We start from the raw sequence: 15,117 nt of genomic DNA, 5'->3' as shown, positions 1-15,117 counted from the left end.
CAATTTTGTCCACATATAATCGTGGAAAAACATGAAGGCGGGGAATGAAAAATGCAATTTTTGAATCTGAAAAAAATTATGTGGGGCTGTCTGGCATTTGTCTCCACGGTATTGTCGGTGATGGGATATTATCCTCTGATACCGGCAGTGTATGGAGTGTATTGTCTTGACAGTGAGCATACGGTTTTGTTTTACATAGGATTATTTGCAGGAATGGGATACTTTATATCGATACCGTCGATGTGTAAGTATCTCTTTATTATTGCTGTAATTAGCTTTGTGAGCAGGCTTTATAAGTGGAAAAATGAAAAAAATATATGCCTCATGACATCAATCACGGCGGCCGTCAGCACCTCTGCGATGAATATGTCTGTGGCAGCTTTTACATCTTTTGAAAGTGCGAAATGTGTGCTGGCGGTATCAGAAGGCCTGATTGTGTTTTCGGTAGCTTTTGTATTTTGCAGGGGCTATGAATATATATCGGCATTTCGTTTTAAGGTCCGTGAGGAGACAGGTGGTCTGCTGCCGGACAGGGAGGAAGCGTTCAAGTCGGCTGTTTTTGGCCTTTCAGGCATCATCACAAGAGCAAATGCCATGACAGCAGCGGAAAATGAAAGCAAATTACCGGATGCCGGCGAAAAAATCAGTCGTGAGGTGACGGGCAGGCTTTGTGCCTGCTGTGAGGGCTGTAGCGTCTGCTGGACAAGCGATGCCTCGGTTTCAGATAGCATAAAAATGCTCGTTGAAGCAGTATGCAAACGTATGAAAACCGAGGAAATTGTGCAAAACAGATATGTAAAAGGCTGTCCGCACTACACGAGAATGGTTGAGGCTGCAACTGAGGCGTTTGCCCGCGTTGAACTGAATGAAGCCTGGTACAGGCGACTCACAGAGAACAGGCGCATAATAGCGTCACAGCTTGATGCCATGGCAAAGCTCATGGATGACTGGGGCAAAGCGGAAAAATGTATAGACAAAAGGCGTCGTCTCAGACTGTCAAGAATATATGTTGCTGCAAGGGAAAAAGGCTTGATAGTCGAAAATGCACATATTTATGAGACGGCAGGACACAGATTATGTGTAAAGGCAGATGTATACACGAAAGAGGATGGAGGAATCGAAGCTGTAAAGTATGTGCAGTCAGTATCGCGGGCTATGGGAGTCCAAATGAGACAGGCGCATGAAACGGTTTCCATTATTACAGACGAGCTGTCAACAGTTGTGCTGTACGAGGAAAATCAGTTCTATGCACTATCCGGAGTGGCAACCAAGAAGAAGACAGGCTCTCAGGCAAATGGCGACAGCTGCAGCATGTTTCAGCTGGATGATGGCATGTATCATGTGTGTGTATCCGATGGCATGGGCTCGGGCAAGCAGGCTCAGGCGGAGAGCACACTGGTGGTGGATTTGCTTGAAAAGCTTTTGGAGGCCGGTTTTAGCAGGGAAAGCGCCCTAAAGCTGATGAACTCTGCCATGGTCATATCGGCGGGCGAGGAGTCATATTCCACGGTTGATTTTGCCACAATAGACATGTACACAGGTGAGCTTGAGCTGACCAAAACAGGTGCTGCACCATCATTTATCAAATCAGGGAAAACGGTAAGTGCTATAGAAAATGAATCCCTCCCGGCGGGAGTCGATGACGCGCAGGAGAGCATGCACTCAAAAAATACGCTTCAAAGTGGCGATTTTCTTGTCATGGTGACGGATGGTGTGCTAGAATATCTGCATGCGAAGGACAGGCAGGGAAAGCTTATGGATATTATTACCGGCGTCAAAAGTGACAATGCAGGCGTGATGGCGCAGGAAATTCTGGACAGGGTGCTGCTTGACACAGGCGGATACGCCATGGATGATATGACTGTAGTTGCAATAGGAATCTGGGAAAAATAATGATTAGACGGACGAAAGATTATATTCTGGAAAACAAGATGATAAACAATCACAGCACGGTGCTTGTTGCGCTGTCGGGCGGTGCGGATTCGGTCTGCCTTCTGCTGCTTTTAAATGAGATAAAAAGACAGTGCGCAAATGAGCTTGATTTTGCGCTGGAGGCAGTACATGTGGAGCACGGCATCAGAGGTGCCGAGAGCAGGGCGGATGCCGGATTTGCATCAGACCTTTGCGAAAGGCTTCACATACCGTGCCGTGTACACTCTGTGGATGTGCCGCAATATGCAAAAAGTCATGGACTCGGGCTGGAGGAGGCCGCCAGGATATTGCGCTATGAGGCGTTTGAAGAGGAGGCAGGCAGATATCCTTGCGAAACTGCCTATGCAGCAGACCAAAAGCGGGGTAACAGCAGGCAGGTAGTCGTTGCAGTTGCGCACCATATGGAGGACAACGCAGAGACAGTTCTTTTTCAGATGCTTCGCGGAAGCGGAGCGAAGGGACTCGCCGGCATGCATCCGGTTTCCGTGAAGAATGGTGTCACATATATCAGGCCGCTTTTATCAGCAACACGCGCACAGATAGAGGAATATCTAATGGAAAACGGACAGGCTTTTGTCACCGATGCCACAAACACTGACACAGCCTACTCCAGAAACAAGCTGCGCCATGATGTGTTTCCACTGCTTTTGCAGATTAATGACAGGGCGATAGAGCATATCAATGAGAGCGCAGGACAGCTTGCGGTGATGAATGATTTTTATGAGGAGCAGCTTAAAGAGGCGTGTGACAGCATGGTTTCAAAAAAAGAAGGCAGGGTGATACTTGAAATCAGCCGCTTTGAGAGTCTGCATCCGGCATTAAAAAGCGGAGTGGCACGCGAGTGTATACATTTGGCGTCAGGGCGGCTCAAGGACATTACGAGCACGCATATCGGTGCACTTGTGAAGCTTGCAGGGCAGCAGTCGGGCAGAAAAATCAATCTGCCGTATGGAATTATTGCGGAAAAATCATTTGGCGAGGTGATACTCTGCACCGGAAGGTGTGACGATGAAAAAGAAGAAATTCACATTACGCAAAAAGAGCTTGAGGCACTGAGTGCCACGGGAGAGCAAAAAACCATCAGGCTTTCGGCAGATGGCTCATATGTCACACTTTGTATACACGATTTTAATGGTAAAATGGACGAAATTCCAAAAAAACCATATACGAAATGGTTTGATTATGATAAGATGAAGAAAGGCTTTGAAATAAGAACAAGAAAAGCCGGTGACTATATAATTGTGGATGACGAGGGTCATCATAAGAAGCTGAAGCAGGTATTTACAGGTGATAAAATTCCTGCACAGCAGAGAGCGGGGCTGTGGCTCATAGCCCATGAATCACTGGTGCATGCCATTATCGGATACAGATCCGGCTGTGGCGCACTTGTCACGCCACAGACAGGAAAAGTACTTAAGATCACATTTTACGGAGGAAAACAAAATGGATTTTTCAAAAAAATATGATATTTCGGTTTACCTGACAGAGGAGCAGCTCAATAAGCGTATTGCAGAGATTGGAGCGCAAATCACAGAAAAATACAGGGGACAGTCAGTATATCTCATTTGCATACTCAAGGGCTCAATATTCTTTACCACTGAGCTTGCAAAGAGAATTGATTTGCCTATGACTATGGATTTCATGTCGGTATCCAGCTATGGCTCGGGCACAGAGTCATCAGGCGATGTCAACATTAAAAAGGACCTTGAGCATTCTATCGAGGGAGAGAATGTCATCATCATAGAAGACATCATTGATTCGGGAAATACTCTTAGCAGGCTTTCAAAGCTCCTTGCCAAAAGAAACCCGAAGAGTCTCACAATCTGTACACTTTTGGACAAGCCTGAGCGCCGTGTGGTTGATGATGTAAATGTAGACTACGTGGGCTTTGTGATTCCTGATAAGTTTGTGGTAGGCTATGGCCTTGACTATGATCAGAGGTTCAGAAATCTGCCTTATATCGGCTTCGTCGAGGGCGAAATAAAATAAAAAGGAGAAGTAAATTGAATAAACAAAAAAGCGGTATGCGCGGAATAGGCGTATACATTATCATTGTATTTGCAGTAATCTGCATCTGGTACTGGCTGAGCGCCGGGGCTACATCAAACTCTTACACACAGAGTCAGTTCGAGAAGGATCTTGACGAGAATCAGGTGAAGAGCGTAAAGGTAGTGCAAAACAGGGAGATACCGACAGGAAGTCTGGAGGTGAAGTTCAAGGATGGCACATCAAAGGTGCTTTATGTATCAGATGTAAACAATATCGAAAAGACCATGACAAAAGCAGGGTACACCGACTATACAGTTGCGGATGTTCCGGCTGAGAGCTGGATTATGACACTGCTTCCGTATCTTTTGGTATTCGGAGCCATGTTCATACTCTTTGCAGTGATGAACAACAACGCAGCAGCACAGGGCGGCAGTGGCAAGATGATGAACTTCGGCAAGAACCGTGCGAAGCTCACCACACAGGAGGAAAACCATATCAAGTTTTCCGATGTAGCAGGCTTAAAGGAGGAAAAGGAGGAGATTGCAGAGATAGTTGATTTCCTTCGTGATCCGGGAAAATACACCAGACTTGGAGCAAGAATCCCAAAGGGTGTCCTTCTTGTAGGACCTCCGGGAACAGGTAAGACTCTCCTTGCCAAGGCAGTAGCCGGAGAGGCAGGGGTACCGTTTTTCACCATTTCAGGATCTGATTTCGTGGAGATGTTCGTCGGAGTCGGAGCCTCACGAGTGAGAGATTTGTTTGAGGATGCCAAGAAAAATGCGCCTTGTATCGTATTTATCGATGAGATTGATGCAGTAGCCAGACGCCGTGGCACAGGAATGGGCGGCGGACACGACGAGCGTGAGCAGACATTGAACCAGATGCTTGTCGAGATGGATGGCTTTGGTGTCAATGAGGGCATTATCGTCATGGCAGCCACAAACCGTGTGGATATACTTGACCCTGCTATCATGCGTCCGGGACGTTTCGACAGAAAGGTTGTAGTAGGCAGACCGGATGTGGGCGGCAGAGAAGAAATTTTAGGTGTCCATGCCAAGAAAAAACCTCTTGCAGAGGATGTAGACTTAAAGCAGATTGCACAGACTACAGCAGGCTTCACAGGTGCAGACCTTGAGAATCTGATGAATGAGGCAGCAATCCGTGCAGCGGGCGAAAACAGAGAATATATCACACAGGAGGATATCAGAAAATCCTTCGTCAAGGTTGGTATCGGAGCTGAGAAGAAGAGCCGTATCATCTCTGACAAGGAAAAGCGCATCACAGCCTACCACGAGGCAGGACATGCAATCCTTTTCCATCTGCTTCCGGATGTGGGACCTGTATACACAGTTTCAATCATCCCTACAGGAGCAGGCGCAGCAGGCTACACCATGCCTCTGCCTGAGAAGGATGAGATGTTCAATACAAAGGGACGTATGCTTCAGGAAATCGTAGTAGACTTAGGAGGTCGTGTCGCAGAGGAACTTGTGTTTGACGATATCACCACAGGTGCATCACAGGACATCAAGCAGGCTACAAAGCTTGCTCGCGAGATGGTTACCAAATACGGTATGTCAGACAATATCGGCCTTATCTGCTATGCCGATGATGAGGAGGAGGTCTTCATCGGACGAGACCTCGCCCATGCAAAGAACTACAGCGAGGGCATAGCATCGGCAATCGATGTCGAGGTAAAGCGCATCATCGACGAGTCGTACGACAAGGCAAAGAGCATGATAGCAGAGTACCGCGATGTGCTTGACAGATGTGCAGCACTTCTTCTTGAGAAGGAGAAAATCACAAGAGATGAGTTTGAAGCACTGTTTGACGAGGACAGCAAAACAGCAGTTGGACATAATATTTAAAAAACAGCTATGCTTTTGTGCAGAATCACTATATGAAAAATATTAAATATAACTAAAATCCTATACAAATTGCATAAAAACAAACCTTGATTTTTATGCAATTTGTGAACACTTATCGTTATAACCGTGATATTATAATAACCGTAAAAACCCCCCAATACATTATATAGTTTTTGCTATACCCCATAGTAAAAATACCTTCTCCTAAAAGGCAGCCGATCGTAGGCTGTCTTTTTTAATTTCTATATTATAGCTATAAAGTAAGGGGATTGTGTGCCCGTATTAAAGAAAATAATTTTGTTACGATAAAATATACTTGCATAATCACATTTGTTGTGATAAACTATGCAAGTATCGTAATTGAATACATGGGCAGATTCCCGAGTGGCCAAAGGGGACAGACTGTAAATCTGCTGCAACTTGCTTCGATGGTTCGAATCCATCTCTGCCCATTAAAAAACCTCAAGTCGTATGACTTGAGGTTTTTGCATGTTGTCAGGTTTTTACCGCCCTACCGTTTAATCGGCCTGGGCATTCGGTGCCGTAAGTACAGTCTCCCACGCCATTGTATCAGGCCAGCCCTTTGTGTTAAAGCCATCGCGGATACATCTGCTGTAGTAGTCGAGCTTGTTTCGTATCGGCGAATCATCTGTGAATCTTGCATCATCATAGATGCCGTTAATATAATCATCTATCGCGGTTCCGAAAATTTCAGAGCGGTCCTCTGTCGCAAAGGTCATGCCGTAGGAATCAATGAAATACCCTGATATGTGGTTCGATGAATCATCCGGATTGTAGTTCGCGTAGGTGTCATCATAGGAGAAGCTGTCAGGATTAAAGCTGTTCCATTTCTCCTCGGAAAACTCGCTCTTGTCATTATAGGTATGTATGAAAGCAAGCCTCTGGTCAATCAGATGGGAAATCTCATGGCCTACGGTGTAGCTGAAATCCCAGCTGTAGCTGCAGTTTAAAACCATCACATTGTAGTTATTGATTATATTTACAAAGCCGCTTGGGTCATTAATCATGTCAGAATTTTCGGCAGTAATATTTCCGGAAAGATAGATTCTCAGCCCTTTAGTGCCACCATAATCAAGCTGCTTGAAAAAATCATCAGGAAAGCATGCCAGAACCTGCTCCAGAGCATTAAGAGCATCTGAAAGAGTTTTGACCTTGAGGGTCTGCTTTATCTTATAGTAATCAATTTTCTTTGGAACCTCCGGGCCCAGATAAATGGATATGCCATATTTCTGCTCGAGTCTTGTGGCATGAGCATTGATTTCTGATAAATCACCCCAGTCATAAGCTGATACATCTGGTATCAGGGTTATTTCATCACCATATCTGTCCGAGTCGGAATCTATCCCGGCCTCTTTCAGGGCTTCCTCGTTTTCATCTGTGCCTTCATCAATGTTTGCGGTGTCATAAGGTGAGACATATGTACCGGCATCGCGTAAAGCCTGAAACAGGGAATCACTGTCACTGTATGACGTGATTGAAGCCTGGGTGTCATTATGGCCTTTATCAAGAGACCATACAAGGATTTCAGGATTGCACTGCGCTGTGTACAAAAGTATCATCATACAGCCGGCATCGGCAAGATACACAGAGTTTGCAGAGTAGTAGGTCTGTGTGTCTGCATCAGACGGACTGACTGTGCTCTGGGCATCTGCATATCGTGCATCAGGATTGAATGAAAATGATGAGGTGACGCCGGTGCCCGGTGAATATTTATAGCAGCTTATGGTATCACTGCCTGCTGCCTCACCGTCAGTGTCATTGGTGTCATTGCCGGAGGAAAGTTTCTGACAGCGTATCAGTATGTCGCCGTCTTTTGCAAGGCTCATATCAACCACATTGGGCAAGGCAAAAAAGGTATCCTTTCCATCTGATGAATGATAGCTCCAGACATTGTTAGAGGCATCTGTCTCAACCACAAAGCCATGCGAATCGACACGCGAGAGGGAATAGCTCTGCCCTTCGAAGGTTGAAACCACTGAGTTATCCTTCAGATTCACATTGGAGACCACATATTTGTACGTGTCTGGAGTGACACCGGATACAAGAGCATATTTTCCGTCATCTGAGGTGGCAATCTGCATGGCATCATAGTAATTGCCGGGATTAGGCACATTGTCATCATCTGAATCTCCATTGCCCTCATAGTCCTCAAGATTATATTTACAGGTCTTGATTTCCTTTAAATCCTTATCGTAGATGGTTGCTCTTTTGGCGGATGAATTGATGAGCCATAGCTTATCACCTTTAATAAGATAATCATCGCAGTCAGTTTTGTCATGGGCAAGGCTTGCGGTGATTTTGTTTGACCAGGGATTATAAACATCAAATGAGTATTCGACGGATTGTCCCTCGGCCTCAATAATGGAATTGTTGTAGCTGCCCTGTCCGACCATCAGAATGTTGTCGCCAAACTGCCTTATGTCATTGTAAGGGTGACCCTCGAAGGCTACATTGTGCAGAATAGACAGATTACTGCTGTCCTCCACTTTAGCTGTGTCATCCCAGAAAGCCGGCGATTTATGCAGAATAGCCTGCTTTTCCGCGGGACTTTTGAAAAAATAAGAAATATCCCGGGGAGAGCAGGCTGTCAGGGAAAGCGCACTGCAAAGCACCAGCGAATATGTAATTAATATAGTTGCAGGCTTACGTTTAAACATTTAGTCTCCTTTGACGGCGGTAACACTATTTCTGGGTCTGGTGTGCTGTTGATACACGGGCGGTTGACTCACGCTCGATAAGCTTAGGACGAAGCTGGGTGCGGCTGATAGGAATGTGGTGCACGAGCGAGTTCAGTATAATATATGCACAGCGGCCGAGATCGTTACTCTCCTGTCGGATAGTCGTGAGAGGAGGAGTGAGAGCGGCAGCCATCTTTACATCATCGAAGCCTACCACACTGATGTCATTTGGCACATTAAAGCCGTGCAGAGTACACTCGCTGATAACACCCTTTGCGATTGCGTCACTTCCGCATACAATGGCTGTTGCGCCGGCAGCAATGAAATTGGAAACATAGTATTGGGCTGTCTCAGGAATGTAGTAGCCGTGTCCCATGAGCTCCGGATAAACCTCAAGACCTGAATCATGCATTGAGTTCTCAAATGCCTCCTGACGCTGGTCGGAAACCAGTGAGAAAAGAGAACCGTTGATAAATGCAATCTTTTTGTGGCCGAGGTTGTGCAGATGCTTAATTGCCAGGTCGATACCTTCATAGCTGTCAGTGCCGACATACGCCACATTTGGGTTGTGCTCTATGTAGTTGTCAAATAAAACAGTAGGCATTGTGGTTGTCTTAAGCTGGTTCATCCACTCATCATGCAGAGCAAAGCCCATGAGAAAAGCGCCACAGTAACCATTCTTTAAAATGAAAGTGTCATACTTTTCATCTGCCTGAAGCTGTGGTGTGACAGGAATGACATCTACGTCCCATTTGTGCTTGAAAGCATTCTGCTTGAAGCCGAGCACGATATCGTATCCGAATTCATCTATTGATTCGTAGTTCATATTTTCTATCAGAAGACAGAGCTTTCTGTTTTCAATCTTTCTGGAGCGTTTTGTGCTGTAGCCCATTTCGACAGCGGTATCCAAAACAGTCTGCCGCAGCTCCTCACTGATATCACTGGCACCGTTTAGTCCCTTTGAAACTGTACTTATTGAAACACCCAGTCTGGCGGCTATATCTTTTATTGTTGCCATAATAATATTCCTTTCTATAATATATGAAAAAATAATGTGTGAAAATGGTTGTAGTCAGTATATATGGATTATACATTCAGATAAAGAAATAGGCAATATTTTCGAAAGTGATTTTTTCGAAAAATAACCATGAAATCGTAGGCAATTGTACCAAAAATCAATAGCGTTTTACGTGAAAAGTGGCAAAAATATGTTTCAAAGCATGAAAACAATTGACAAATCGTGTGCTAGAACATAAAATTAACTCAGATACGAAAAAAACAGAAAATTATTAGAAGAGAATAGGAGAAGAAATTTGGAAGCCAGAGAGATTCTCAGAGGCTCCGGAATACTTCTTTCGATTTCAAGTCTGCCGTCGCCGTATGGCATAGGCACTCTGGGAAAAGAGGCGTATAGCTTTGTTGATCTTCTCAGTGATCTGAAGCAGAAATACTGGCAGGTTCTTCCGGTTGGTCCCACCATATTTGGTGACAGCCCATATCAGCCGCTATCCGGCTTCGCGGGCAATATCTACTTCATTGATTTAGATAAGTTGGCAGATGAGGGACTTTTAAAGAAGGAAGAGATCCTGGGGTACAACTGGGGTGCGGATGAATCGGAAATTGATTACGCAGCATTACATCAGAGCAGATACAAGATTTTACAAAAAGCGTTTGAGAGATTTGACACAAATGCACAAGATTTTCAGGACTTTGTGAAAAAGCAGTCGGGGTGGATTGAGCAATATGCACTGTTTATGACATTAAAAACCGACAATTTAGACAAAAACTGGAGTGAATGGTCGAATGAGTACAGAGATTTGCAAACGGTTGCGCTTGAAAATTACCAAAAAAAGAATTATAATAAAATTACTTTTTGGGAGTTCTGCCAGTATAAATTCTTTGAGCAGTGGAATGATTTAAAAGATTATGCCAACTCAAAAGGAATCTACATAATAGGAGATATCTCATTTTATGTAGGATATGACAGCGTAGATGTGTGGGCAGACAGACAGCTTTTTATGATGAGCGCAAACGATACACCGGAGTATGTTGCGGCTGCCGGTCCTGATAAATATTCAGAGAGCGGTCAGGTGTGGGGCAACCCGATGTATGACTGGGATGCGATGAAGGATGATGATTTTTCATGGTGGAGAAGAAGAATGCGTGTCAGCAGAGAGCTGTTTGACATAGTAAGGATTGATCATTTCGCAGGAATTGTAAAAGCATATGCGGTACCGTACGGACAGGACGGGAGCTTGTCAGGCAAATGGTTCAAGGGACCGGGGCGCAGGCTTGTCAATGCAATCAACGAAGAGCTGGATGGAGTGAATGTCATAGCTGATGACTATACATCGGCCAGCCTTTTACCGGGAGTGAAAAAGCTTCTTGCCAAGTCCGGCTGGATGGGAACTAAGGTCATGATGTTCGCCTTTGATGGTGATCCGACCAACGAATATCTGCCACATAATTACACAGATTCGCATGTGGTAGCTTACATTGGCACACATGACAATGAGACAATAGTTGGTTCCTTCAGTGACAAGACGGATTATGAGCTTGCTTATCTGTATGAGTATCTGAATATTGAAAATAAATCACAGGTTCCAAACGCTCTTATCAGAGAGCTGTACCACAGCACTGCGGAGCTGGCAATAGTCCAGATGCAGGATATTTTAGAGCTGGGAAATGAGGCGAGGATGAATTATCCTTCGACAGTCGGACACAACTGGAGGTGGCGCATGACAAGCAAGCCACACAGACTGGACGATGAAAAGAGAGCCTGGTTCAGAAACATTGCGGTGGTTTACCGCAGATAATTAATTTGATATAAGTTGCACGGCAATTTATATATATACTTTTTTACATTTTATATTCAAAAAGGAGAGGAAGATATGAAGAAGAAAGTATTAGCATCTTTACTTTGCGCTTCTATGGTAGCAACAATGTTTGCAGGATGCGGAAGCAGCGACGGAAAAGGAACAGAGAAGGCCGACAGCAAGGACGGCAAGGTAACACTCACAGTAATGGGACCTTCAGAGGATTTAGATGATGCAAAGGGCGCTTGGCTCAAGACAGAGTGCGAGGCATTCGCTAAAGCAAATCCTGATTTTAACTTAACATTCAAGTATGTTACAACATCTGAGGGAGATGCCAAGGACGTTGTTACAAAGGATCCTAAGGCAGCAGCTGATGTTTACATGTTTGCAAACGATCAGATTGAGGCATTAGTAAAGGCAAACGCTATCTCTAAGTTAGGTGGAGAGACAGCAGATTATGTTAAGACATCTAACTCAGAGGCTATGGCAGCAACTGTTACATATGATGGAGACATCTACGCAGTTCCTTATACATCAAACACATGGTTCATGTACTATGACAAGAGAGTTTTCTCTGAGGATGATGTAAAGAGCCTTGATACAATGCTTACAAAGGGTAAGGTTTCATTCCCATTTGATAACGGCTGGTATCTCAATGCATTCTATGCAGCAAACGGATGTACAATCTTCGGAGACGGAACAGACAAGACTGCCGGATATGATTTCAGCGGAGATAAGGCAGTAGCAGTTACAAACTATATTGTAGATTTATTTGCAAATCCAAACTTCGTAATGGATAACAATGACGGATCTATGGGTCTTGCAGGACTTAAGGATGGTTCTATCAACGCTTACTTCAATGGTAACTGGAACTATGACGCAGTTAAAGAGGCACTTGGTGAGGAGAACGTTGGTGTTGCAGCTCTTCCTACAATCAATATTGGTGGAAAAGACTGCCAGTTAAAGGCATTCTTAGGATCTAAGGCTATCGGTGTAAACCCTAACTGCAAGAACCAGGAAGCAGCAGTTAAGCTTGCAGCATTCCTTGGAAGCGAGGATGCACAGCTTGCTCACTTCAAGTTAAGAGGACAGGCTCCTGTAAACAAAGATCTTGTATCGAACGAGGAAATCGCAGCAGATCCAGTAGCATCAGCTATGGCTAAGGTAGCATCTGATTGTTCAGTAGCACAGCCTATCATTGATATGCAGGGTTACTGGGATGCAGCTACACCATTCGGTGATGCTTTCCAGAACGGTGCAGAAGGCCAGATTACAAAGGACAATGCAGCTCAGAAGACAGAGGACTTCAATACACAGCTTAATGATTCTCTTAAATAATTAAGTATGTCAGATTATGATTCCAAGGTTCCGGGCAACCGGAATCTTGGAATAAATTAGTTTAAAGGATTGGCATATATAAAGCATGCCAGGAGGAAAAGTATGATAGGAGCAAACAAAAAGAAAAAAGTTTCGGACTTTGCTACTCCGTATACTGTCGGTAATGCCCTCACAAAAGGCGGAGCTACAGTCAAGTTATCGGTACTTATAATGGGTCTTGCGAATATGGCTCATAAGCAGATTATAAAAGGTCTGATTTTTCTTGCTATAGAGATTGCATATATAGCATATATGGTTAGCAGCGGTGCTTATTACATTTCCATGCTGCCTTCACTCGGCTGGAGAAAGCAGGAAGAGGTATTTAATGAGCAGAAGCAGATTTATGAATATGTTGCGGGCGACCAATCAGTATTATTACTGTTATATGGTGTCATAACAATTGCCATCACAGTATTATTTATTTACATGTGGTGTGAGAACTTAAAGAGCGGTTATAAGGCAGAATGCCTTTCAAAAGCTGGAAAAGAAATCAATTCTTTTGGCAAAGATGTCAAGGATTTATTTGATAAAAACCTACATAAGACACTTATGTTTCTCCCACTTATGGGAATATTTGTTTTTACAGTTTTACCATTGCTGTTCATGATTCCAATGGCCTTTACAAACTATTCTGTAAAGGGTGACCATCTGGTACTGTTCGACTGGACAGGTTTTGCTGCATTCGGACAGGTGCTTGGACTTGGTGGTAAGCTTGGTAAGATATTCTGGAGAGTACTTGGATGGACATTGTGCTGGGCTGTATTTGCAACCTTCCTGTGTAACTTCCTTGGACTTATTCTTGCGATTGTTATCAACCGTAAAGAGACACATTGTAAGGCCTTCTGGCGTACATGCTTTGTTGTTTCAATTGCTGTACCACAGTTCGTTTCACTCCTTGTTATGAGGCAGATGCTCCAGCCGCAGGGTGTTGTAAATAACCTGCTTTTGGAGTGGGGCTGGATAGACAATCCACTTCCGTTCTGGACCAATACGATGTGGGCACGAGTTTCAGTTATCCTCATCAACTGCTGGGTAGGTATTCCATATGCCATGCTTCAGGTTACCGGTGTATTACAGAATGTGCCTGCAGAGCTTTATGAGGCTGCAAAGATTGATGGTGCTAATGCAGCACAGATCTTCTTTAAGATCACACTCCCATATATCATGTTTATCATGGGACCATACATCATCACACAGTTTACAGGAAATATCAACAACTTCAACGTTATATACCTGTTATCAGCAGGAAAGCCAACACCTGTCGGAGACAGCGCAGGAAAGACGGACCTTCTGGTTACATGGCTGTACAAGCTGACTATTGATAATCAGGAGTACAATATCGGTGCCGTTATCGGTATCCTCACATTCGTTGTACTTTCTATCGTAGCGCTTGTTACATACAGAAATACAAAATCATACAAGGATGAGGAGGGATTCATGTAATGAGTAGTGTAGCAAAAGCAAAAAGACCTGTGTCTGCCGGACGTGCTAAGAAAATAGCAAAGAATTCCCTTGTTCATATCATTCTTGGAATACTTGCTGTAGTATGGCTGTTCCCGATTTTCTGGATTGTTATGACAAGCTTTAGAGGTGAGAGTGGTGCTTATACAAAGTACTTCTTCCCACATAGTCTTACATTTAGCAACTATACGAGGCTGTTCACAGAGACTACACTGTTGAACTTCCCGAGAGCATTTTTGAATACACTGTTCATTTCAGTGTTCTCATGTATTATTTCAACAGTATTTGTACTTTCTGTTGCGTATTGTATGTCACGACTGAGATTTAAGATGCGTAAGCCTTTCATGAATCTGGCTATGATTCTTGGATTGTTCCCAGCCTTCATGTCAATGGTTGCTGTATACTTTATCTTAAAGGCTATCGGACTTACAGAGGGCGGTATGCTTCGTCTTTCATTGATTCTGATTTACTCAGCAGGATCAGGAACAGGCTTCTATATCGCAAAGGGATTCTTTGATACTGTGCCTAAGTCTCTTACAGAGGCGGCTATCCTTGACGGATGTACACAGTTCCAGGCATTCTACAAGGTTATCCTGCCACTCAGTAAGCCAATCGTAGTATATACAATACTTACAGCATTCCTTGCGCCATGGCTTGATTTCGTATTTGTAAAGGTTATCGTTGGTCCAAACGACAAGTATTGGACAGTATCTCTTCTCCTTTACAATATGCTTGAGAAAGAGTTTGTAAACGGATGGTTCACAAGATGGGCTGCTGCTGCAGTTATTGTATCAATACCTATCTCAATACTTTTCGTCATCATGCAGAGATTCTACGTGGATGGACTTACAGGAGCTGTCAAAGGCTAATTTGGTTTTATTTGGGCCGCTGCACTTTTGTGCGGCGGCTTTTGGTTTATATTGATGGCAAATTTTGGGGTGTGTGGCAAACTTAGCACTTTCAGGTTGTGGGGTGCCG

10 protein-coding genes and 1 tRNA gene are annotated in these 15,117 nt (G+C 44.2%); 9 read left to right on the top strand and 2 right to left on the bottom strand.

Features of this window, described 5'->3' with window-relative positions; translation table 11 throughout:
• Window positions 1-51: 51 nt before the first annotated feature.
• The 5 genes from ACTQ1L_RS02135 to ACTQ1L_RS02115 all read left to right on the top strand — a co-directional run bounded on the left by ACTQ1L_RS02135 (window position 52) and on the right by ACTQ1L_RS02115 (window position 6,238).
• On the top strand, window positions 52-1,893 hold the full coding sequence (locus tag ACTQ1L_RS02135) for a SpoIIE family protein phosphatase (RefSeq protein ID WP_321110485.1): 1,842 nt from the start codon (window positions 52-54) through the stop codon (window positions 1,891-1,893).
• On the top strand, window positions 1,893-3,398 hold the full coding sequence (gene tilS / locus ACTQ1L_RS02130; RefSeq protein ID WP_441365287.1) for a tRNA lysidine(34) synthetase TilS: 1,506 nt from the start codon (window positions 1,893-1,895) through the stop codon (window positions 3,396-3,398). Before ACTQ1L_RS02135 ends, tilS begins: the two co-directional genes overlap by 1 nt.
• Window positions 3,376-3,921, top strand: a complete 546-nt coding sequence (gene hpt / locus ACTQ1L_RS02125; protein WP_441365286.1) for a hypoxanthine phosphoribosyltransferase — start codon at window positions 3,376-3,378, stop codon at window positions 3,919-3,921. Before tilS ends, hpt begins: the two co-directional genes overlap by 23 nt.
• 35 nt (window positions 3,922-3,956) lie before the next feature.
• Window positions 3,957-5,786: an ATP-dependent zinc metalloprotease FtsH gene (ftsH, locus tag ACTQ1L_RS02120; RefSeq protein WP_441365372.1), complete on the top strand. Its 1,830-nt coding sequence runs from the start codon at window positions 3,957-3,959 to the stop codon at window positions 5,784-5,786.
• Window positions 5,787-6,156: 370 nt separating this feature from the next.
• A tRNA-Tyr gene (locus ACTQ1L_RS02115) sits at window positions 6,157-6,238 on the top strand.
• A 66-nt stretch (window positions 6,239-6,304) separates the two neighbouring features.
• On the opposite strand, the gene ACTQ1L_RS02110 is transcribed toward ACTQ1L_RS02115, so the two are convergent.
• Window positions 6,305-8,464 (bottom strand): hypothetical protein, encoded by a 2,160-nt coding sequence (locus tag ACTQ1L_RS02110; RefSeq protein ID WP_441365285.1) that lies wholly within the window; start codon window positions 8,462-8,464, stop codon window positions 6,305-6,307.
• Window positions 8,465-8,489: 25 nt separating this feature from the next.
• Window positions 8,490-9,503 (bottom strand): LacI family DNA-binding transcriptional regulator, encoded by a 1,014-nt coding sequence (locus ACTQ1L_RS02105; RefSeq protein WP_308656237.1) that lies wholly within the window; start codon window positions 9,501-9,503, stop codon window positions 8,490-8,492.
• Between the two features lie 295 nt (window positions 9,504-9,798).
• Between ACTQ1L_RS02105 and malQ the strand changes: the two genes are divergently transcribed.
• The 4 genes from malQ (at window position 9,799) to ACTQ1L_RS02085 (ending at window position 15,008) form a co-directional block, all read left to right on the top strand.
• A complete protein-coding gene (gene malQ, locus ACTQ1L_RS02100; protein ID WP_321110160.1) occupies window positions 9,799-11,301 on the top strand; it encodes a 4-alpha-glucanotransferase in 1,503 nt (500 codons plus the stop codon).
• A 75-nt stretch (window positions 11,302-11,376) separates the two neighbouring features.
• The gene (locus ACTQ1L_RS02095; protein ID WP_441365284.1) at window positions 11,377-12,639 is read left to right on the top strand and encodes an extracellular solute-binding protein; all 1,263 of its coding nucleotides are present in this window, start codon (window positions 11,377-11,379) and stop codon (window positions 12,637-12,639) included.
• A gap of 102 nt (window positions 12,640-12,741) precedes the next feature.
• Window positions 12,742-14,121: a carbohydrate ABC transporter permease gene (locus tag ACTQ1L_RS02090; protein WP_441365283.1), complete on the top strand. Its 1,380-nt coding sequence runs from the start codon at window positions 12,742-12,744 to the stop codon at window positions 14,119-14,121.
• Window positions 14,121-15,008 carry a sugar ABC transporter permease gene (locus tag ACTQ1L_RS02085; RefSeq protein ID WP_321110157.1) on the top strand — a complete coding sequence of 296 codons (888 nt, stop codon included), beginning with the start codon at window positions 14,121-14,123 and terminating at the stop codon, window positions 15,006-15,008. The genes ACTQ1L_RS02090 and ACTQ1L_RS02085 overlap by 1 nt, the downstream gene beginning before the upstream one ends.
• Window positions 15,009-15,117 lie beyond the last annotated feature (109 nt).

The sequence above is a fragment of the Agathobacter sp. LCP21S3_B2 genome, assembly GCF_052118705.1.
Taxonomy (GTDB): domain Bacteria; phylum Bacillota; class Clostridia; order Lachnospirales; family Lachnospiraceae; genus Roseburia.
The sequence above is the reverse complement of the archived record's forward strand: the minus strand, read 5'-3'. Positions and strand labels throughout refer to the sequence as shown.